We start from the raw sequence: 20,749 nt of genomic DNA on the forward strand, positions 1-20,749 counted from the left end.
CACCTGGGGCGAAAGCCATGGCCCGTCGCTCGGCTGCGTGGTCGACGGCTGCCCGCCCGGCATCCGCTTCACTCGAGCCGACATCCAGGCCGACCTCGACAAGCGCCGGCCGGGGCAATCACGTTTCGTGACGCAGCGTCGCGAACCGGATGAAGTGAAGGTGCTGTCCGGCTTCATCTTCGACGAGGACGGCGAGACGATGATCACCACCGGCACGCCGGTGTCGATGCTGATCGAGAATGTCGACCAGCGTTCAAAGGATTATGGCGAGATCGCCCGCCAGTACCGGCCGGGCCATGCCGACTACACCTATGACGTCAAATACGGCGTGCGCGATTACCGCGGCGGCGGCCGCTCCTCGGCCCGCGAGACGGCAGCCAGGGTGGCGGCCGGTGCCTTGGCGCGCAAGGTGGTTCCGGGCGTTGTGGTGCGCGGCGCGCTGGTGTCGATGGGCGAAAAATCCATAGACCGCGCCAACTGGAACTGGAATTTCATCGGCGATGCCGAAAATCCGTTCTTCACCCCCGATCCGGCCTCCGTACCCGTCTTCACCCAGTATCTCGACGGCATCCGCAAGGCGGGCTCCTCGGTCGGTGCGGTGATCGAAATCGTCGCCGACGGCGTTCCGCCAGGCCTCGGCGCGCCGATCTATGCCAAGCTCGATCAGGACATCGCCTCCGGCCTGATGTCGATCAACGCGGTCAAGGGCGTCGAGATCGGCAACGGCTTCGAGGCCGCCCGCATCACCGGCGAGCAGAATGCCGACGAGATGCGCATCGGCAATGACGGCAAGCCGGTGTTCCTGTCCAACAATGCCGGCGGCATCCTCGGCGGCATCTCGACCGGCCAGGCGATCGTCGCTCGTTTCGCCGTGAAGCCGACCTCCTCGATCCTGACGCCGCGAAAGTCGATCGACAAGGACGGCAAGGACGTCGAGATCATGACCAAGGGTCGCCACGACCCATGCGTCGGCATCCGCGCCGTGCCGATCGGCGAAGCAATGGTTGCCTGTGCGATCGCCGACCACTATCTGCGGCATCGGGGACAGACGGGGAGGGAATAGGGGAATAAGGGAATATGTTGCGTTCTTAGCGCGGCCGGCCAAATCTTTTTGCTTTTCCCTACTCCCGTACTGCCCTACTCCCTTATTCCCCTGCGAGCGAAGCGAGCACTTATGCCTTACGACCAGAAGAAGATCGTCGAAGCCCTGCGTGCTTTCGAACGCGGCGAGATCGTCGTCGTCATGGATGATGACGGGCGCGAGAACGAAGGCGACCTGATCGTCGCCGCCGTCCACTGCACGCCCGAAAAGATGGCGTTCATCGTGCGCCACACCTCCGGCATCGTCTGCACGCCGATGCCGCGCGAAGAAGCCAAGCGGCTGAACCTTGCGCCGATGGTCGCCGACAACGATTCCGCCCATACCACCGCTTTCACCGTCAGCGTCGATTTCAAGCATGGCACCACGACGGGCATCTCGGCCGAAGATCGCACTTTGACCGTTCGAAATCTTGCCAACGGCAATGTCGGCGGCTCGGATTTCGTCCGCCCCGGCCATATCTTCCCGCTGATCGCGCGCGAAGGCGGCGTGCTGATGCGCTCCGGCCATACCGAAGCAGCGGTCGATCTGTGCAAGCTCGCCGGCCTGCCGCCGGTCGGCGTCATTTCCGAGCTGGTCAATGATGACGGCACCGTCAAGCGCGGCCCGCAGGTGCAGGCTTTCGCCGAGGAGCATGGGCTGAAGCAGGTTTCGGTTGCCGACCTCATCGCCTACCGGCAACGTAAGGAAACTCTGGTCGAACGCGTCGCTTGCTCGGAAATCGACACGCTCGGCGGCAAGGCACAGGTCTTCACCTACACGCTGCCGTGGGACTCCATGCACCACGTCGCCATCGTCTTCGGCGACATTCGTGACGGCGAGGAGGTCCCGGTGCGCCTGCATTCGGAGGATGTGGTGACCGATGTGTTCGGCACCAGCCACCGGCTCGACGCCATCATGAAGGCAATGGGCGAGCGCAGGCGCGGCGTCATCGTCTATCTCAGAGAAGGCTCCGTCGGCGTTGCGCATCAGGAGCGCAAACGACCGGCAAGCGGCGACCGCGAGGATCACGACGAGGCCCGCCGCCGCGAAAACGAGTGGCGCGAGATCGGGCTCGGCGCGCAGATCCTCAAGGATCTCGGCATCTCCTCGATCAACCTGATCGCCTCGCGCGAACGCCACTATGTCGGCCTCGAAGGTTTTGGCATCCATATCGCCAAGACCGAGATCCTCTAGGATATATCGATATTCAGGTTAGGCCGGCCTGCAAATGACGGCTTTCTGCGCTTCCGGTGCTCACGGACCGGAAAGTCCGCTGCGCTCCGGTTCTCGAAATCCATCATTTTCGACTCGGCCTGACCTGAATCTCAACATATCCTGGCGGTCACTCGGCCGGAACGGCGGCAGCCTCGCACCCATCCAGGTCGCATTCGCGGGTGGCAAGGCTGCGTTGGCCAAGCAGCACCGTGGCCAGTGCGATCGTGCCTGAAGCCACCGACACCCAGAACCCGCTCTGGGCGCCGAACGCATCCACCATCGCGCCGGCGGCGAACGAGCCCAGCGCCATGCCGATGCCGATGCCGGTCATGACCCAGGTGATGCCTTCGGTCAGCATCGCTTCCGGCACATGCCGCTCGATCAGGCCGAACGCGGTGATGAAGGTCGGCGAGATCGCCACACCGCTGATGAACACGGTCAGCGCCAGCAGCGGCACGGTGTCGGCGGCGAGCGGCAACAGCGTGCCGAGCGCGACGAGGGCGACTGCGATGGCGAGCTGGCGTTGCAGCGGCGCCTTCAGGCTGAGCGCGCCGACGATGATGCCGAGCACGAACGATCCCAGCGCATAAACGCCGATGACAAGGCTGGCGGCGCCGGGTTGGCCAAGCTCCTTGGTGATCGCCACGGTGGTCACTTCCGTCGTCGCGAAGGTTGCGCCGATGAAGATCAGGGCGAGGGTGATGATCTGAACCGGCCGCAGGCGGATCGCCGAGCCGCTTGAGTTATGGTCGACCGGCCGCACCTGGGGCTCGGTCGAGCGTTGCAGGATGAAGGCCGCTGATCCGAATGCGAGAAATAATGTGCTCACCAGAACGCCGGCTTCCGGGAATAGGGCGGCACTCAGGCCGACCGATAGCGATGCCCCGGCGATATAGACCAGTTCATCGGCCACCGACTCGAAGGCGAATGCGGTGTTCATCTGCGGCCGCCCCCGGAAAATCTCCGTCCAGCGCGCGCGCACCATCGCAGGTATGCTTGGCATGGCGGCGGCCAGCAGTGCCGATACGAACAGCGTCCAAACCGGCCAGTCCTGGTTGGCCGCCGCTATGAGGACGGCGAAAGCCAGCACCGCGATGATGGTGGTGGGCACCACGATCCGTGTCTGGCCCAGGCGGTCCACCAGTCTCGATACCTGCGGCGCGACGAAGGCGTTGGCCAGCGCGTATGTCGCCGAGACGGCTCCGGCCAGCCAGTATTCGCCACGCGTCTGCGACAGCATCGCCACGATGCCGATGGGCGCCATGGCGATCGGCAGGCGCGCCATGAAGCCGGCGGCCGCAAAGCCCTTGGCGCCGGGGGCACGAAAGATTTCCGCGTAGGGATTTTGCATCGGTTGGTTCCTCGACAAAGGACGATTGGGCAATTACATACGGAGCGTATGATTATTAAATAGAGCATACGCCGCGTATGTCAATTGGCATACGTTGCGTATGTGAATAGGGCCAGAAGCCATGCACAGACCCCGCAAGGAGATGATCGCCGAGACGCGCGCAAAGCTTATCGCGGCGGCCCGTCATGCCTTCGGCACAACAGGCTATGCAGAAGCCTCGATGGATGATTTCACCGCTTCGGCCGGGCTGACGCGCGGCGCGCTCTATCATCATTTCGGCGACAAGAAGGGGCTGCTGCAGGCGGTCATAGCCCAGATTGACGGCGAGATGGCGGCGCGCATCAATGAGGTCGCGTCGAGAGCACCGACCCGCTGGCAACATTTCGTGGACGAGTGCTCGACCTATATCGAGATGGCGCTGGAGCCGGAAATCCAGCGCATCATGTTCCGCGATGGCCCGGCCGTGCTGGGGGATCCAGCGCAATGGCCGAATGCCAGTGCGTGCATCGCTTCAATGACCGACCATCTGACCGCGCTGCAGGAGGAGGAGGTCGTTGTCTCCAGCCTCGACCCCGAGACCGCCTCGCGACTGATCATCGGAGCGAGCAGCCAGGCGGCGCAACGGATCGCCAATTCGAACGACCCCGAAGCGACGTCGAAGAAGGTGGTGACGGCGTTCAAGCAACTGCTCGAAGGCCTGCTCAGGAAGCCGGATCCGGAGTCGAATTGAAGTTCCCACCGGAGCTTTCGTGCCGGCATCTGTTCCCGATAGGAATTTTTTCTTGACTTCGTGCCCTCAGCTAAGGTACATATTCGTCCATGGTGCCGATTCGCGCCAGTGACCCGCCGCACAGGCGGGTTTTTCGTTTGATGCTCCGTCAGCCAACGCGCCGGCGAAAGGCTACGAAAGAAAACCGTCAGCCCGAATTCGTCGCCCTTCGTCAGGGGCCGGCAATTGACAATCGCCGGGTTGAGTCCATCCTCTTCCACCATCTCTGAGGCGGAGATTCGGGGCACATGTGGGATTTTGAGATCGGCCGGTCGGTGTCCATCATGATGCGGACCTGGCCGTTCATCGTCTTTCGCATGATCGTCTATTTCGGCATCACGCTGGCCTACATCATGGCGACCGGCACCGGTGCCTCGGTCGGCTATGGCGTCGGCCATATCTCCACCGATCCCGACGGGCCCATGTCCTTTGCCCTGTGGGGCGGCGTGGTCGGGTTTGGCATCGTCTCGATCGCGGTCTACTGGATCCGCGAATACATCCTCTATGTCGTCAAGGCCGGCCACATCGCCGTCATGGTTCATCTGATCGACGGCCGCGACATTCCCGGCGGTCAGGACCAGATCGCCTATGCCAGGGATATCGTGACCCAGCGTTTCGCCGAGGCCAACATCCTTTTCGTCGTCGACCAACTCGTCAAGGGCGCCATCCGCGCCATCACCGGACTGCTCGGCGGCATCGCCGCCTTCCTGCCGATACCGGGCCTGAGCGGCTTGGTCTCCTTCATCAACACGGTGATCCGCCTGTCGCTGACCTATGTCGACGAGATCATCCTCGGCTACAACATCCGCATCAATTCAGCCTCGCCCTTCGAGACGGCGCGCCAGGGCGTCGTGCTCTATGCCCAGAACGGCAAGGTCATGGTCAAGAACGCCGTCTGGCTGGCGGTCATCATGTGGGGCGTGTCGTTCATCATCTTTCTGATGATGCTGGCGCCTGCCGGCGCGATTCTGTTCCTGATGCCTGGCCAGCTCGCCGGCTGGGCTTTTGTGCTCGCCATCGTCTTCGCCTGGGCATTCAAGGCGGCGTTCATTGAACCCTTCGCCATCGCCTGCCTGATGCAGGTCTATTTCAAGACCATCGCGGGCCAGGTGCCGGATCCGGCCTGGGACGCCCGGCTGGCCGAGGCGTCGTCGAAGTTCAGGGAGCTCAAGGACAAGGCGCTCGCCTCCTTCGGCGGTTCGCGCTGGGCTACGGCCGGCGCCACACCCTGATCGGCCGGGCGGGTGATGTCTGGTGAGGCAGAAACGGTGTTGAGGCGCGCCACGGCGGATTTGAGCTGTGTCTCGCCTTGCCCGGAAAAGGTCTCGCTCATGATCAACTCCGGCAGCGGCAGCCGCCGTCCCCAGCCATGCGTTTCAAGGTCCGGTTTGGGAGCGAACTCGGAAACACGGCCGACGCAGAGATAGGCGATCGGCGTTACGTGGTCCGGAATGGCCAACAGCCGCTTTAGCGCCTGCGCTTCGATGATGCTGACCCAGCCTACACCGACGCCCTCGGCACGCGCGGCCAGCCAGAAATTCTGCACCGCGCAGACGGTGCTGTAGAGATCCATCTCCGGATTGTGCCAGCGTCCCAGCGGCGAACCCTTCGAGCGCTGCCTATCGCAGGTGATGCAGATGTTGAGCGCGCTTTCGCAGATGCCTTCCAGCTTGAGCTTGCGGTACAGCGCCTGTTTTTCCGCCTCGATCGCCGGCAGCTCCTGTTCGCGCGCGGCCAGGAACAGGTCGCGCACCTCCGCCCGTCGCTCGATGTCACGAATGACGATGAAATTCCATGGCTGCATGAAGCCGACCGATGGCGCGTGATGGGCAGCAAGCAGCAGCCGCGCCAGCACGTCGTCATCGATCGCGGTGGGCAGGAAATGGCTGCGCACGTCGCGCCGCGTGAACATGGCGCGATAGACCGCATCGCGCGCATCCTGGTCAAATCCATCGTCAATGGCAGCGGTCATGTGTTCCGGCATCGCTTGTCCCCTTGCGATTGCAGATTCAAAACTGTCAGAGCGTAGTTTGTGCGTCCAAGTAGACGCACGTCGCTCTGATGTCGTCCGCCTGACCATGCGGATGACAATGCCTGCCAGGCCGGTCTTCTGGCTTGGGATCAACCCGCGTCCGGTGCCTTCCCGTCATCGACAGTGGCATTTACCGGCGCGGTCCCCCTCACAGCGTTGGGCACGCCACGGAATTCAACCGTGTTCCCGATTCTCCCGCTTCCGGCGGGCACCAGGCAGTACCAGGGACCTTACGCCGAAGCGCCGGCGAGGCCAATGCCTGCGGCGACGCGAATGGACGCAGTCGATTTTCCCCAGCGATCAAGCAGCAATGCATGGCCATAGCGGCGCCGGGGCACTAGATAGGGAGCATGACCACCCGTCTCTACACCCATCCGATCTTCCTCGAGCATCTCACGCCGCCCGGACATCCCGAGCGGCCCGACCGCTTGCGTGCCATCGAGCGCGTGCTCGATGAGGAAGCCTTTGCCGGGCTCGATCGTATCCAGGCGCCGGAAGGCGACGAGGCCACCATCCTCTACGCGCATCCCGCCGATTTCGTCGCCCGCGTGCGCGCCGCCATTCCCGACGAGGGGATTGCCCGCATCGATGCCGACACCACTGCCAGTCCGAAGAGCTGGCAAGCGGCGATCACCGCGATCGGCGCCGCCAACGCCGCCGTCGATGACGTCTTTTCGGGCCGCGCCGACAACGTCTTCGTCGCCGCCCGGCCGCCCGGCCATCATGCCGAAAAGAGCACCGCCATGGGCTTCTGCCTGTTCAACACGGCGGCGATCGCGGCGCGCTATGCGCAGAAGAAACACGGTGTCGAGCGCGTTGCCATCGTCGACTGGGACGTGCATCACGGCAATGGCACGCAGGACATTTTCTGGGACGATCCGTCGGTGCTCTATTGCTCGACACACCAGATGCCGCTTTATCCCGGCACCGGAGCGAAGAACGAAACGGGCGCCGGCAACATCGTCAACGCGCCGCTGGCGCCGCAGACTGGCAGCGAGGTGTTTCGCGATGCCTTCCTGTCGCGCGTCCTGCCCGCGCTCGACAATTTCGCGCCCGACCTGATTATCATTTCGGCGGGGTTCGACGCGCACCACCGCGATCCGCTGGCCGAGATCAATCTGACCGAGGATGATTTCGACTGGGCGACCGGCCAGCTGATGCAGCGCGCGGCACGCCACAGCGGCAACCGGCTCGTCAGCCTGCTCGAGGGCGGCTACGATCTGCAGGGATTGGCATTTTCGGTCGCCGCCCATGTCGGGCGACTGATGAAAGGATGAATGATGGCCGATGAGACCAACGAAGACGTCAAGGCGATGAGCTTCGAGCAGGCACTCGATGCGCTGGAGAAGATCGTCGATGATCTGGAGCGTGGCGACGTGCCGCTCGACCAGTCGATCAGGATCTATGAACGTGGCGAGGCGCTGAAGGCGCATTGCGACCGGCTGCTGAAGGCCGCCGAGGACAAGGTCGAGAAGATCAGGCTGTCGCGCGACGGCAAGCCGGTCGGAACGGAGCCGCTCGACGCGGATTGAGGCCCGGTCCGAACATAGGCTCGCCTCACCGGTTTTTGGACATGATCATGATCGAGGATATAACTCGTCCCGATTGAAACAGCTCAAGGACAAGAGGAGATACGGAAGCGATGTGCAGAAACATCAAGACCCTGTTCAATTTTGATCCGCCGGCAACCAATGACGAGGTGCGCGACGCGGCCCTTCAGTTCGTCCGCAAGCTGAGCGGAACGACGCGACCCTCGAAGCAGAACCAGCACGCCTTCGACCATGCCGTCGAAGCCATCGCGGCCTCGGCGCGCGAACTGCTCGATTCCCTGGAAACCCATCAGCATCCGCGTAATCGCGAAGAGGTGGCGGCCAAGCTGCGGGCAAAGGCGGCGATCCGCTTTGCCTGATGCGGCCAGGCGGCCTTCGACCACCGACAAGGAGAGTCCATGAGCTTCTTCCCCGGGAAAGACCCTGAGGTGGGCGATGCCTTAGCCAGCGACCAGATCGAATTGATGGTCATCCCGAACGCCAAGGACATCGGCGGTTTTCAGGTGCGCCGTGCTCTGCCGACGGCAAAAAGGCGGCTGGTCGGGCCGTTCATCTTCTTCGACCGCATGGGTCCCGCGATCCTGCGCGCCGGCCAGGCGCTGGACGTCCGTCCGCATCCGCATATCGGCCTGTCGACGGTCACCTATCTGTTCGACGGCAAGATCCGGCACCGCGATTCACTCGGCACCGAAATGGTCATTCAGCCCGGCGACGTGAATTTGATGACCGCCGGCCGCGGCATCGTCCATTCGGAGCGTACGCCGGAGGAACTGCGTGGCGCGCCGATGTCGGTATCCGGCCTGCAGACATGGCTGGCGCTGCCGGACGACAAGGAAGAGGTGGCACCGGTTTTCGAGAACACAGGAGCGCTCAGGCTTCCCGAGATCGATGCCGAAGGCGTCAACGGGCGCCTCATCATCGGCGATTTCCAGGGGTTGCGGTCGCCGGTCAGGGCTGACTCGGAGACGCTCTACGCCGACCTGCGCCTGGCGCCCGGCGCCAGCGTGAACATCCCGGCCGATGCGGAAGAACGAGCTATCTACACGCTGGAAGGCGAGGTCTCGATATCAGGTGACGTCTTTCCGGCGGAACGGCTGCTGGTGTTCCGTCCCGGTGACGAGATCGTCGTATCGTCGCAGACCGGTGCACATTTCATGCTGTTTGGCGGCGCCTCGCTCGGTTCGAAGCGTTACATCTGGTGGAATTTCGTCTCATCGTCGAAGGAACGCATCGAACAGGCCAAGCAAGAATGGAAGACGGGCCGCTTCGACATCGTTCCAGGAGACGAGGAAGAATTCATCCCGCTGCCGGAAAGCTGATGCCTGTCACCCAAAGTGGCAGAACGAAATGCATAGACAAAAGACTAGGGCCTGATCCGCGTCACTGACACGCATTTACTTTCGCCGGCCGGCGGCCTATTCGCCCATCAACCGAAAGCCCGAGCACCGTGAACGCAACGCCGCATACGCCGCTTCTCGACAAGGTCCGCATCCCGGCCGACCTGCGCACGCTTGCCGAAAGCGAACTGCCACAATTGGCGTCCGAGCTTCGCGCCGAGCTGGTCGACGCCGTGTCCCGCACGGGTGGTCATCTGGGCGCCGGGCTTGGCGTGGTCGAGCTGACAGTGGCGCTGCACTATGTCTTCAACACCCCGGACGACCGGCTGATCTGGGATGTCGGCCACCAGGCCTATCCGCACAAGATCCTGACCGGCCGCCGCGACCGTATCCGCACGCTGCGCCAGGAAGGCGGCCTGTCCGGCTTCACCCGCCGCGCCGAGAGCGAGTACGATCCCTTCGGCGCCGCCCACTCCTCGACATCGATATCGGCCGGCCTCGGAATGGCCGCCGCCCGCGATCTCTCCGGCGGCCGCAACAACGTCATTGCCGTCATCGGCGACGGCGCCATGTCTGCCGGCATGGCCTATGAGGCGATGAACAATGCCGGTGCGCTCGATGCACGGCTGATCGTCATTCTCAACGACAACGACATGTCGATCGCGCCGCCGACCGGCGCGATGAGCGCCTATCTGGCGCGGCTGGCCTCCGGCAAGGCCTATATCGGCCTGCGCGATTTCGGCAAGAAACTGACGTCCTATCTCGGCAAGCGCGCGGATCGTGCGATCACAAGGGCGGTCGAGCATGCACGCGGGTACGTCACCGGCGGCACGCTGTTCGAGGAACTCGGCTTCTATCACATCGGCCCGATAGACGGCCACAATCTGGAGCATCTGATCCCGGTCCTGAAAAATGTCCGCGACAATGGCGAAGGCCCGGTGCTCATCCATGTCGTCACCCAGAAGGGCAAGGGCTATGCGCCGGCCGAAGCCGCCGCCGACAAATATCACGGCGTCAACAAGTTCGACGTCATTACCGGCGCGCAGGCCAAGGCGCCGGCCAACGCGCCTGCCTACACCAAGGTGTTCGCCGAAAGCCTGGTTCAGGAGGGCCGTGAGGACGACCGCATCGTCGCCATCACCGCCGCCATGCCGAGCGGCACCGGCCTCGATTTGTTCGGCGAAGCGTTTCCATCGCGGATCTTCGATGTCGGCATTGCCGAACAGCACGCGGTGACCTTTGCCGCCGGCCTTGCCACCGAAGGTTACAAGCCATTCGCGGCGATCTATTCGACCTTCCTGCAGCGCGCATACGACCAGGTCGTCCACGACGTCGCCATTCAGAAATTGCCGGTGCGGTTTCCCATCGACCGCGCCGGCTTCGTCGGCGCCGATGGCGCGACCCATTGCGGCGCTTTCGACACCACCTTCCTGGCGACACTGCCGGGTTTCGTCGTCATGGCGGCGGCCGACGAGGCGGAGCTGCGCCACATGGTGCGCACCGCGGCGAGCTATGATGAGGGTCCGATCGCCTTCCGCTATCCGCGCGGCAATGGCGTCGGCGTCGACATGCCGGAGCGCGGCTCGGTTCTCGAAATCGGCAAGGGCCGCATCGTCAAGGAGGGCACCAAGGTTGCATTGCTGTCCTTCGGCACGCGGCTGCAGGATTGCCTGATCGCCGCGGAGGAGCTAGGGGCTGCCGGCCTGTCCACCACGGTCGCCGACGCCCGTTTCGCCAAGCCGCTCGACCAGGATCTGGTCCGACGGCTGGCCCGTTCGCATGAGGTTCTGGTGACGGTGGAGGAGGGCGCCGTTGGCGGCTTCGCCAGCCACGTGCTGCAGTTCCTCGCCCATGAAGGGCTGCTGGAAAGCGGCCTGAAGGTGCGCCCGCTGGTGCTGCCCGACGCGTTCACCGACCACGCCAAGCCGGAAAAGATGTATGCCGATGCCGGGCTCGATGCCGCCGGCATCGTGCGCACCGTATTCGTGGCACTCGGGCACACAGTCCACGCCCAGCGCGCCTGATCCAGCGCGCCTGAATCAAAGTCTCAAAGACTTGAATCAGTTTGCCGGCAAGCGATCTTAAGGCATTGTTTACGCTGCCATTTGGCGCTTTGCTTACCGTGTCTCTTGGCCGTTTTTCAATGGCGCCCTGCTAAATCCTGATCAGGCAGGGAGACAACAACAATGAAAACGCTTCTGTGCGGCGCAGCACTTTGCGCCGTTATCATCGCGCCGGCCACACCCGAAACGCGCTATGACCGCAGCCTCGAAAAGGCGGCGATGGGCATCATCGCCGGCAAGATGGGCGGCATCCGCGGCGGCTTTTCCTTCAAGCAGGTGCCGCAATTGGTGGTTCTGCCGGCCCCTGTTCCCGCGCCTGCGGGTGCCATCGAGCCTGCACGCGAGCAAGCTTCGGGCGGCCGTGAGGATGGCTTGTCTCCAGCCGTCGAGCGCCCGGTTTCGCGAACCGTATTCTGAGCTGAAGACCAACAAGCCTATCGGGATTGCCCGATCGTTTCGCGCTTGCCGCTGTGCAGGCGATCTAAAAAGCGTCGGCAATGCTACTCCGCCGCAACCAGCTCCGCTTGCTGCGCCGATTTCTCGGGGCGCCAGGATTGCGCCGCGTGGCGGGCGCGGTCTGCCAGGGCGGCTAGGCGTCCGCGCAGGTTTCGTCCACCCACCACCGACGACAAGGTCACCGAATGCGTCGCAAAGCGGCGCTTGAAATCCTCGCCGCCGCAGAGAAAATCGATCGTGGTCAAGCCTCGGTCAAACGACCACTGGATGTAATCCATCATCAAGGCCATCCCCGGCGAGGCCCGTTCGAAGGCCGGATCATAGGTGGTGACGAAAGCCATCATCTTTCCATGCTGCTCGAAATTGATCGAGATGGCGATGATCTCGTCTTCGCGTTCGAGCACGAAGATGCGCAGCAATCCAAGCTTGGCCAGAACGGATATGAGTGCCGCCAGCGCGGGGGAGCCTTCGTCGAAGAGGTCCGAAACGCGGCCGTGTTTTGCAAGCCACAACCGCTTCAGCGCGGCGACGCGCTCCAGCACCGGCTCGCGGGCTTCGTGCGCATCCATCAGGCGGAAACGCAGCGCGCCGCCTTCCTCCATGAATTTGTAGCCACGGCGATAGTTTTGCCGAGTTTTCTTCGACTGGCTTTCAAACCATTGTGCGCCGCGTTGCCCGGCGCCGGAAACTCGATAGCTGACCTCGCTGCGGTGGCTTGGCTGCAAGATATTGCTCTGGCCTGGGGCGGCGGGACCAAGCAGGGTCCGGAATCGGGCATCGGGCAACAGACGATTGAGGTAGGCAAGATCGAAGCCGCCATCGTCGAGGATATGTTGCCAGAGTTGCGGCAGGATCTGTGGCTCGGCATCGGGAGCAACCAGGACATCGCCATAGTCGCAGTGATCTTTCGCCGCCCATTCCAGCATACGGATGCCCGAGCGCCAGAAGGTCGCGAGCGCAATGACGGCCTCGAGACGCTCGCCGCTCCAGACCAGGCCGATCCTGAGACCGCGACGGTCCTGATGCGGTGTGGTGTGCCACCAGGCCGAGATCCAGTCGGGATGCTGGAAAACGAGGCCGCCGGCGCGTTGCCAGAGCGCTGCCCAGGCGGGCGCGATTTCTGCCAGTCGCGCTGGCGAGGTCGCAATTTCGATCCGGTGCGTTCGCGGCATCCGGAACACGGCGGGTCCGTTCATGGCTTCCCCCTTTGCGGCGATTGCTGTGGCTCGGGCTTGTCGGTGCGGAAATGTCTGGCGATCTGCCGCCACATCCGCTTCAGCGGCAGGACATAGAGGCCTGCGAGCGACTGGTAGTCGCGCACGTTGCGTTCGATCAAACCGAACTTGAAGTCCTCGTCGGGTCTCGGAACGCACAGGGTTCCGAAGAGCCGATCCCAGAACGAGAAGAGCAGCCCGAAGTTCTTGTCGTAGTGGCGCGGGTCGGTGCTGTGGTGCAGCTGATGCCAGTGCGGGCACAGGATCAGATTGTTCAACGGTCCAAACGAGATCTTGAAATGCGTGTGCCTGACGAAATCCATCATCAGGATGTTGCGTATGATGTAGACGTTGACGCCGAAGACCGTCAGCTCGACGAGGTTCAGCGACACCAGCGACCAGATGCCGAAGCAGATGCCGGGAATGACGCCGTCCCAGGCCCGGTTCATCAATTCGTCGAGCGGGTGGACGCGATCCTTGGTGATGCCGACCATCACCTCGGCCGAATGGTGAACCTTGTGCAGTTCCCACAGCACCGGGTAGCGGTGCTGGGCGACGTGATAGAGATAGTACGAAATGTCGTAGGCAAGCAGCATGGTGATGGTGAAGATCGTCACCGTCACCGGCCCTGCCGGTCCTTCGATCAGGGGCGGCTGGATCGCCAGCAGCGTGGAGAGCAACCAGTTCGTCGCATAGCCGACGGCGCTGACGAAGACGACGCCGGCGGGCAGCATGAGGAATGGCATCAGCGCCTTCCGCGTCACCCAGAACAAAAGGTCGGCTTTCGCCGAAGGGTGCGTGATGACCTCATGCGGGACTGCGAACTCGGAAAACTCTTTCCAGCTCTTTTTCTCGACCGTGCGCCAGTAGGCGACCAGGGCGCTGACCAAAGCAGTCAACAACAGAAGTCCGGTCGCCAGCAGGCCGGCGCCGGAAATCCGGTCAAGAACCTTGTAGACGATATCGCTGGCCATTTCCAAGGTTGCCGCCTCTTCATCCGGCTTTTCCGGTCGTCGCGGTCCATAACATTGAAGTCCTCAAGCAAATGCGATGAAAATTGGTTAAGAAATCATGAGGCTTTCTAGATTTTAGGCACTTATCGGCAGGCGACGAGACCTCATTATTCATAGGGTGGTCGGCGTGACGGAACGCCTCACCATCGCCGCAGTCCAATGTGCTGGGCGTGATGATGGGAACGTGAGACGAGATGCTTCCGGCCGGTGCTCTTGCCATCGTCATCGGCTTTCGCCATGAAGGCCAATGAATTCCCCTCTGCCAGCCAGCGCACGCCAGCGGCTCGACGACCTGCTCGTCCAGCGCGGGCTGTTTGCCAGCCGCTCACGTGCCCGCGACGCGGTCGAGCGTGGCACGGTGACCGTCGACGGCGTCATTGCGCGCAAGCCCGGCCAGAGCGTTTTGCCGCAATGCCTTGTTGCCATCGATGATCCGGCGCAAGGCTATGTGTCGCGCGCGGCACTCAAGCTGATCGGTGGGCTCGATCATTTCGGCCTCGACCCTGCCGGCTCTGAAGCGCTCGACATCGGCGCCTCGACCGGCGGCTTCACCCAGGTGTTGCTCGAGCGCGGCGTGGCCCATGTCACCGCGGTCGATGTCGGTCATGGCCAGATGCATCCTGATATCGGCGGCGACCCGCGTGTGACGGTGATCGAAGGACTGAACGCCCGCGATCTCGCCGTTGCCGATCTCAGCGGGCGTATTCCGGATTTCATCGTGTCCGACGTCAGCTTCATCTCGCTGAAACTGGCGCTGCCGCCGGCGCTTGATCTGGCGAAGGCTGGCGCCAAGGCCATGTTTCTGGTCAAGCCGCAATTCGAGGCGGGCCGTGATGCGATCGGCAAGGGTGGTCTGTTGAAAGATCCCTACGACGCCTCCCGTGTCGCCGGCCTGCTGCAGGATTGGCTGGACTCCGTGCCAGGCTGGCGCTCGCTGGGGCTGCATTTGTCGCCGATCGAGGGCGGCGACGGCAATCGCGAATTCCTGCTCGGTGGGATCAAGGACCGATGAGCGCGCGCTTCAGCATCAGGAAACTTGGCGCTCAGGGCGACGGTGTCGCCGAGACCGAGACAGGCGATCTGTTCATTCCCTTCACACTGCCCGGTGAAACGGTCACCGCCGCGCGCGAAAGGGATCGCGCCATGCTGATGGCGGTGCTGGAAGCATCGCCGCTGCGCATCGACCCCGCCTGCCGCCATTTCACCGAATGCGGTGGTTGCGCGCTCCAGCATTTCGAAGCCGGAGCCTATCGCCAGTGGAAACGCGAAAAAGTGGCGCACATCCTGAAGGGCAAAGGCATCGATTGCGAGATCGGCGAACTGGTCGCCTGCGCGCCGCAGACGCGCCGCCGTGTCGTGCTGGCCGCCCGGCGCACCGATACAGGCATGCTGCTCGGCTTCCATCGCCATCTGTCGCCGGAGATCATCGCCATATCGGAATGCCCGATCTCGCTGCCGGAGATCGTCGCTTCGCTCGATCGGTTGAAGGCGCTCGCCGAATTGGTCTGCGCAACCACCAAATCGTTCCGGCTGGCGGTCACCGTGACCGGTTCGGGGCTCGATGTCGCGGTTCACGAATCCGGCAAGCTCGGGGAGCACCAGCGCCGTATCGCGGCCAATTTCGTCATGGCGCAGGGCTTTGCCAGGCTGTCCATCGATGACGAAATCATCATCGAGCCGAAAAAGCCGGTTGTCATGTTCGGTAGCGTCGCTGTCGCCTTGCCCCCGGGCGCGTTCCTGCAGGCAACCGAGGCCGCCGAACAGGCGATGGCCGATATCGTCGGTGGGCATCTGAAGCGTGCCAAGAAGGTGGCGGATCTTTTCGCCGGCTGCGGCAGCTTTGCTCTGCGTCTGGCCGCGAAGTCGGAAGTCCATGCGGTGGAGGGCGATGCGGCAGCCCTTTCGGCCCTCGACCGTGGATCGCGTTTCGCCACTGGCTTGAAGCGGGTGACGGGTGAACGCCGCGACCTGTTCCGGCGGCCGTTGACGTTCAAGGAATTGAATGCCTTCGATGGTGTGGTGTTCGACCCGCCGCGCGCTGGCGCCGAGGATCAGTCGAAGCAGATCGCCCGTTCGGATGTGCCGTACGTCGCCGCGGTGTCCTGCAATCCGGTGACGCTCGCGCGAGATTTGCGCATCCTCATCGACGGCGGCTACATCCTGAAAAGCGTGACGCCGATCGACCAGTTCCTGTGGTCGCCGCATGTTGAGGCCGTTGCGTTGCTGGAGAAGCCGAAGCGGAGGCGGTAGGTCGCTTGTGCTTGAGTTGCGCGTGAATTGGGCCTATTTTGATACCGTACGCATCAAACTATGCTAGGTAATCGTCATGAATTCCGCAGCCCTCGAAGTTCCGGCGTCACGCTTTGGCGAGGAACGGTCGCCTTACCTTTCGGCAAGGCGTGTCGCGGAACAGCTTGGTGTCAACCTGACCGAATTGGCCGGCCTGATCGGGGTCGCGCGCAACACACTTGCCGCCAAGGCCGGCGCGCGCAAGGTCGACGCCGCCCTCAGCCCGATCGTCCGCATCCTGTCGATGGCCGGTGAAATGGCCGGCGGCGAGCAACGTGCGGCGATCTGGTTTAAGCACCAGCCGATCCCCGGCTGGGCGGGAAAGACCGCCTACGACCTGGTTCGCGAGGGCAAGACGGACAAGGTGCTGGCCTACCTGGAGGCCGTCCGCTCCGGCGTGTATGCCTGAGATCAGCCTGACCTTGTGGCGGGCCTTCGTACCGCGTTGGGCGCATCTGCCGCTTTCGGGCGAGGGCGCTGCCCACTTCGGCGGTCGCTGGAATCCGATTGGCGCTTCAACGATCTATGCGGCGCGCGAATTGTCCACCGCCTGGGCGGAGTACAATCAGGGCTTCGTCCAGCATCCGGCGTTAATTGCCCAACTAGAGCTCTCGGGCGCGCGCTTGGCCGATCTGACCGATGCCGCAATGCTGAGCGAATTGGCCATGACGGCGGGTATTCACCAATGCGAATGGCGAGACATGCTGGATCAGGGCCTTGTGCCCGAGACCCACAAGCTGCGGGATCGCCTGCTTGCCGATGGGGTGAACGGCGTGATCTATCCGTCCTTCATGTCGCCCGGCGGCACCTGCGTTGCGCTCTGGCGCTGGAACGAGGATGGCGCGCCGCGCCTAGAGGTCGTCGACCCCGACCGTCGTCTGCCGAAATCGCCGGCATCCTGGCTTTAGGGCAATTCAGATGGGCGAGTAAGCTCGTCGACTGTTCTTATCAAACCCGCGTGCCGCCCACCGTCATCTGGTTCATGCGCAGATGCGGCTGGCCGACGCCGACGGGCACGCCCTGTCCGGCCTTGCCGCACATGCCGATGCCGGTGTCGAGCTTCATGTCGTTGCCGATCATCGAGACGCGGTGCATGGCGTCCGGACCGTTGCCGATCAGCATCGCGCCCTTGATCGGCTGCGTCACCTTGCCGTTCTCGATCATGTAGGCCTCGGTGCAGCCGAACACGAATTTGCCCGAGGTGATATCGACCTGACCGCCGCCGAAGGAGACGGCATAGATGCCGTTCTTGACCGAGGCGATGATTTCGTCCGGCTCCATGTCGCCAGATGTCATATAGGTGTTGGTCATGCGCGGCATCGGCTGGTGGGCATAGCCTTCGCGGCGGCCGTTGCCGGTCGCCTTCATGCCCATCAGCCGGGCATTCTGGCGATCCTGCATGTAGCCGACCAGCTTGCCATCCTCGATCAGCACATTGCGGGCCGAAGGTGTGCCTTCATCGTCGACGGTCAGCGAGCCGCGCCGTTCGGGCATCGTGCCGTCGTCGACGACGGTGACCCCCTTGGCGGCGACCTGCTGGCCAAGCAGGCCGGCGAAGGCCGAGGTCTTCTTGCGGTTGAAATCGCCTTCCAACCCATGGCCGACGGCCTCGTGCAACATGACGCCCGGCCAGCCGCTGGACAAGACGATGTCGAAAGTGCCGGCCGGGGCCGGTATGGCCTCGAGATTGACCAGAGCTTGCCTGAGCGCCTCCTTGGCGGCGTGCTTCCAGCTGTCCTCGACCAGGAATTCGCCAAACGCCTTGCGGCCACCCATGCCGTAGGAGCCGCTCTCCTGGCGGTCGCCATCGCCGACCACAACGGAGACGTTGATGCGGACCAGCGGGCGGATATCGCGCACCATTTGGCCATCGGCGCGCACGATCTCGACATGCTGCCAGGATGCGGCGAGCGATGCCGAAACCTGCCGCACGCGCGGATCCTCGGCGCGCAGCCAGGCGTCGATTTCCTGCAAGAGCTTTGCCTTGGCCTCGAAGGAGGGCGAGGGGATCGGGTTCTCTTCGCCATAGAGATGGCGGTTGGTGCGGGCCGGTGCGGCGGCAAGCGTGCCGGAATAACCGCCCTTGACGGTTGAAACGGCATCGGCCGCGCGCAGCAGCGAGGCTTCGGAGAGGTCGCTGGAATGCGCATAGCCGCTGGCTTCGCCGGCAACCGCACGCAGGCCAAACCCCTGGTCGGTGTTGAAGTTGGCGGTCTTCAGGCGGCCATTGTCGAACATCAGCGCTTCGCTCTCGCTGTATTCGAGGAACAACTCACCGTCATCGGCGCCGTTGATGGTCTCGGCGACGATCTGATTGATGCGATCGTCTGAAATGTCGAATTGGCCGATCAGGCTGTTCATGGCGCATCCGTTCACAGGAGGAATGGGTCTTTGCCACGATGTAGGCGCGAAGGCACGCCGAGACAATCGCTCTGCCGCATTGTAACGACAAAAGCGGTTTGCCAGCAGCCCGTCGAAGTCACTTCTGGTTGAAGCCGGTGATGTCGCCGGGCTTTCAGGGGAGGGCGGCGAAGCCGTCGGCAAAGCCCTTGAGGTCGACCGGGATGCCGATACCTTCTTCCGGGGTCTGGAAAACGATGAAGGTGGCCGACGTGCCGGTCTTCAGCGTGTCGAGAAGCGGCTTCTCGAGGATCACCTCGGCATAGCAGCCGTCCTGAAAGCAGCGCACGAAATAGGCGCGGCCGATGTCCTTGCCGTCGACATTGAGGCCGAGCCCGTTGGGCAAAAGCACGCCGAGCGGCGCCAGCACGCGCAGGATCTCCGCCTTGTTGTCGGCGGTGCGCAGCACCACGACCGACAGTCCCATCTCCGGACGGTCCTCGGCGACGACGTTCTGCATCATCACGCATTGTTCCGAGGTGGCACCGGCCGGCGTGTCGCAGATGATCGACCATGCGCCATGTGTCGAGCGCACGGTGCCGCTCGGCTGCGCGGCGTTCGCCGTGCCGGACACGATCGCGGACAAGCCGATGCCAGACAGGGCGGCGAAAAAGATGACCTTCGCCCAGTTTCTCGAAAACCGAGAGTTTCTCGAAAGCCAGTAATTCATGACGGCTCCATTGCGAATCACGGCACTTTAAGCCGCGCCAAAGCCAAGTAAAGGACGAGACCGCACCAGGTCTGCCCCGAAAAAGCCAATTGGGCGCTTTTCCCTGCCAATTTCGCCCGAATTGCGACGTTCGGCACCTGCGGCCCGCGGGAATGCTGCTGCGGGCTCACTGTAGGCGATTCGGTGCTGCCGCGGCTGCCTCCAAAGGCATATCCGGGCTTGCGCGCAAAAATGCCGCACGGTTTCGTCCGCTCCTTTCTTGCGGAGGGAAAAAGAGTATGGTTTGAACCACCTTGAAACTGTCGGGATTCCCGTCCCGGCATTGTTCGTTATTCTCGTGGGTACCGCAGCGAGGAACTGGGAGACGATGAGGGCGATGAGAAATTTCCTGGCAAACGCCAAGGTTCCAGCAAGTGCCAAGTTTCTAAGTGCTTGTGCCGCTGTCACGTTTTTCGCCGGCGCATCCGCCCATGCCGACCAGCCCAAGAACTGGGAGACAACCTTCCAGGCGCCGGCGACTGACATGATGCGGCAGATCGAGTGGTTCGGGAACTACACGATGTGGTTCATCGTTCCGATCACCATCCTGGTGCTGCTTCTCCTCGCTTATTGCATCGTCAGATTCCGTGCGAGCGCGAACCCGGTTCCGTCCAAGACCAGCCACAACACGCTGATTGAGGTGATCTGGACTGTCGGTCCGGTTGTCATCCTGCTTTGCTTGGCAATTCCCTCGTTCCAGCTGCTGACCGCGCAATACACGCCGCCGGAAGAAGCGAAGCTGACCGTCAAGGCGACCGGTAACCAGTGGAACTGGGACTACGAGTACCAGACCGAAAACACGCTCTCCTTCAATTCCGCGATCCTTCAGGACACCGACCGCGCCGCCGCCGGCAAGGAGGACCGCAAGGTTTATCCGCGCCTGCTCGCGGTCGACAATGAACTGGTGGTGCCGGTCAACACCATGACCCGCGTGCTCGTCACCGCGACCGACGTGATCCACTCCTTTGCCATGCCGTCGTTCGGCATCAAGATCGATGCCATTCCGGGCCGCACCAACGAGACCTGGTTCAAGGCGGAGAAGGAAGGTATTTTTTACGGCCAGTGCTCGCAGCTCTGCGGCAAGGACCATGCCTTCATGCCGATCGCCATCCGCGTCGTCTCCGATGCGCAGTTCAAGACCTGGCTGGCGGCAGCCAAGACCGATCTGCCCGGCGCCAACAAGACGCTGATGGCCGAGGTCGACGGCCAGAACAAGGTAGCGGCCGCCGGCAACTGATGCCGCGGGTTAGCAAGATTTAGGGAACGGAGC

The 20,749-nt window shown here is 63.0% G+C and carries 20 protein-coding genes, 1 pseudogene and 1 riboswitch; of the genes and pseudogenes, 15 read left to right on the top strand and 6 right to left on the bottom strand.

Annotated features, from left to right (window positions below):
- Together aroC and ribB are read left to right on the top strand one after the other, a co-directional pair.
- Positions 1-1,063: chorismate synthase (gene aroC, locus EOB59_RS16975; RefSeq protein ID WP_245486665.1), on the top strand; the 1,063-nt coding region annotated here is incomplete at its 5' end.
- A 111-nt stretch (positions 1,064-1,174) separates the two neighbouring features.
- Complete coding sequence (ribB, locus tag EOB59_RS16980; RefSeq protein WP_128288840.1) at positions 1,175-2,275, top strand: 3,4-dihydroxy-2-butanone-4-phosphate synthase; 1,101 nt, start codon at positions 1,175-1,177, stop codon at positions 2,273-2,275.
- A gap of 148 nt (positions 2,276-2,423) precedes the next feature.
- On the opposite strand, the gene EOB59_RS16985 is transcribed toward ribB, so the two are convergent.
- Positions 2,424-3,647, bottom strand: coding sequence for an MFS transporter (locus EOB59_RS16985; protein ID WP_128288841.1), 1,224 nt, complete (start codon positions 3,645-3,647; stop codon positions 2,424-2,426).
- Positions 3,648-3,768: 121 nt separating this feature from the next.
- Here EOB59_RS16985 and EOB59_RS16990 point away from each other — a divergent pair, with 121 nt between their 5' ends.
- A complete protein-coding gene (locus EOB59_RS16990; RefSeq protein WP_128288842.1) occupies positions 3,769-4,377 on the top strand; it encodes a TetR/AcrR family transcriptional regulator in 609 nt (202 codons plus the stop codon).
- A 287-nt stretch (positions 4,378-4,664) separates the two neighbouring features.
- The gene (locus EOB59_RS16995; protein ID WP_245486666.1) at positions 4,665-5,648 is read left to right on the top strand and encodes a hypothetical protein; all 984 of its coding nucleotides are present in this window, start codon (positions 4,665-4,667) and stop codon (positions 5,646-5,648) included.
- 122 nt (positions 5,649-5,770) lie between these two features.
- Here the strand turns inward: EOB59_RS16995 and bluB are convergent.
- Positions 5,771-6,496: pseudogene (bluB, locus tag EOB59_RS36415) on the bottom strand (5,6-dimethylbenzimidazole synthase); the annotation flags it as partial.
- Positions 6,497-6,498: 2 nt separating this feature from the next.
- A riboswitch (cobalamin riboswitch) is annotated at positions 6,499-6,679 on the bottom strand.
- 119 nt (positions 6,680-6,798) lie between these two features.
- On the opposite strand from bluB, the gene EOB59_RS17005 reads away from it, so the two are divergent.
- The 6 genes from EOB59_RS17005 (at position 6,799) to EOB59_RS17030 (ending at position 11,815) form a co-directional block, all read left to right on the top strand.
- The gene (locus tag EOB59_RS17005; protein ID WP_127398621.1) at positions 6,799-7,725 is read left to right on the top strand and encodes a histone deacetylase family protein; all 927 of its coding nucleotides are present in this window, start codon (positions 6,799-6,801) and stop codon (positions 7,723-7,725) included.
- Between the two features lie 3 nt (positions 7,726-7,728).
- Positions 7,729-7,980 carry an exodeoxyribonuclease VII small subunit gene (locus EOB59_RS17010; protein ID WP_023808624.1) on the top strand — a complete coding sequence of 84 codons (252 nt, stop codon included), beginning with the start codon at positions 7,729-7,731 and terminating at the stop codon, positions 7,978-7,980.
- Between the two features lie 110 nt (positions 7,981-8,090).
- On the top strand, positions 8,091-8,357 hold the full coding sequence (locus tag EOB59_RS17015; protein WP_027035955.1) for a DUF2277 domain-containing protein: 267 nt from the start codon (positions 8,091-8,093) through the stop codon (positions 8,355-8,357).
- 39 nt (positions 8,358-8,396) lie between these two features.
- Positions 8,397-9,317, top strand: a complete 921-nt coding sequence (locus EOB59_RS17020; RefSeq protein WP_128288844.1) for a pirin family protein — start codon at positions 8,397-8,399, stop codon at positions 9,315-9,317.
- 128 nt (positions 9,318-9,445) lie between these two features.
- Positions 9,446-11,359, top strand: a complete 1,914-nt coding sequence (gene dxs / locus EOB59_RS17025) for a 1-deoxy-D-xylulose-5-phosphate synthase (protein WP_128288845.1) — start codon at positions 9,446-9,448, stop codon at positions 11,357-11,359.
- A gap of 162 nt (positions 11,360-11,521) precedes the next feature.
- A complete protein-coding gene (locus EOB59_RS17030; RefSeq protein WP_128288846.1) occupies positions 11,522-11,815 on the top strand; it encodes a hypothetical protein in 294 nt (97 codons plus the stop codon).
- An 83-nt stretch (positions 11,816-11,898) separates the two neighbouring features.
- On the opposite strand, the gene EOB59_RS17035 is transcribed toward EOB59_RS17030, so the two are convergent.
- Positions 11,899-13,050 (bottom strand): GNAT family N-acetyltransferase, encoded by a 1,152-nt coding sequence (locus EOB59_RS17035; protein ID WP_128288847.1) that lies wholly within the window; start codon positions 13,048-13,050, stop codon positions 11,899-11,901.
- Positions 13,047-14,042 carry a sterol desaturase family protein gene (locus EOB59_RS17040; RefSeq protein ID WP_164895674.1) on the bottom strand — a complete coding sequence of 332 codons (996 nt, stop codon included), beginning with the start codon at positions 14,040-14,042 and terminating at the stop codon, positions 13,047-13,049. Before EOB59_RS17040 ends, EOB59_RS17035 begins: the two co-directional genes overlap by 4 nt.
- A 286-nt stretch (positions 14,043-14,328) precedes the next feature.
- On the opposite strand from EOB59_RS17040, the gene EOB59_RS17045 reads away from it, so the two are divergent.
- From EOB59_RS17045 to EOB59_RS17060, 4 genes are all read left to right on the top strand, one after another.
- Positions 14,329-15,093 (top strand): TlyA family RNA methyltransferase, encoded by a 765-nt coding sequence (locus tag EOB59_RS17045; protein ID WP_128288849.1) that lies wholly within the window; start codon positions 14,329-14,331, stop codon positions 15,091-15,093.
- A complete protein-coding gene (locus tag EOB59_RS17050; RefSeq protein WP_127811003.1) occupies positions 15,090-16,331 on the top strand; it encodes a class I SAM-dependent RNA methyltransferase in 1,242 nt (413 codons plus the stop codon). Before EOB59_RS17045 ends, EOB59_RS17050 begins: the two co-directional genes overlap by 4 nt.
- A 76-nt stretch (positions 16,332-16,407) precedes the next feature.
- Positions 16,408-16,779 carry an antitoxin Xre/MbcA/ParS toxin-binding domain-containing protein gene (locus EOB59_RS17055; protein WP_127270326.1) on the top strand — a complete coding sequence of 124 codons (372 nt, stop codon included), beginning with the start codon at positions 16,408-16,410 and terminating at the stop codon, positions 16,777-16,779.
- Entirely contained in the window at positions 16,772-17,278 is a 507-nt protein-coding gene (locus tag EOB59_RS17060) for an RES domain-containing protein (protein WP_127270325.1), read from the top strand. The genes EOB59_RS17055 and EOB59_RS17060 overlap by 8 nt, the downstream gene beginning before the upstream one ends.
- A gap of 40 nt (positions 17,279-17,318) precedes the next feature.
- On the opposite strand, the gene tldD is transcribed toward EOB59_RS17060, so the two are convergent.
- Both tldD and EOB59_RS17070 read right to left on the bottom strand, forming a co-directional pair.
- Positions 17,319-18,731 (bottom strand): metalloprotease TldD, encoded by a 1,413-nt coding sequence (gene tldD / locus EOB59_RS17065; protein WP_128288850.1) that lies wholly within the window; start codon positions 18,729-18,731, stop codon positions 17,319-17,321.
- Between the two features lie 154 nt (positions 18,732-18,885).
- Positions 18,886-19,440, bottom strand: a complete 555-nt coding sequence (locus EOB59_RS17070; RefSeq protein ID WP_013532781.1) for an invasion associated locus B family protein — start codon at positions 19,438-19,440, stop codon at positions 18,886-18,888.
- A gap of 259 nt (positions 19,441-19,699) precedes the next feature.
- Between EOB59_RS17070 and coxB the strand changes: the two genes are divergently transcribed.
- Positions 19,700-20,716 (top strand): cytochrome c oxidase subunit II, encoded by a 1,017-nt coding sequence (gene coxB, locus EOB59_RS17075; protein WP_164873885.1) that lies wholly within the window; start codon positions 19,700-19,702, stop codon positions 20,714-20,716.
- The last annotated feature ends 33 nt before the right edge of the window (positions 20,717-20,749 follow it).

Origin of the sequence: Mesorhizobium sp. M7A.F.Ca.MR.176.00.0.0 (assembly GCF_004023165.1) — a bacterium.
In the GTDB taxonomy this organism is placed as follows: domain Bacteria; phylum Pseudomonadota; class Alphaproteobacteria; order Rhizobiales; family Rhizobiaceae; genus Mesorhizobium.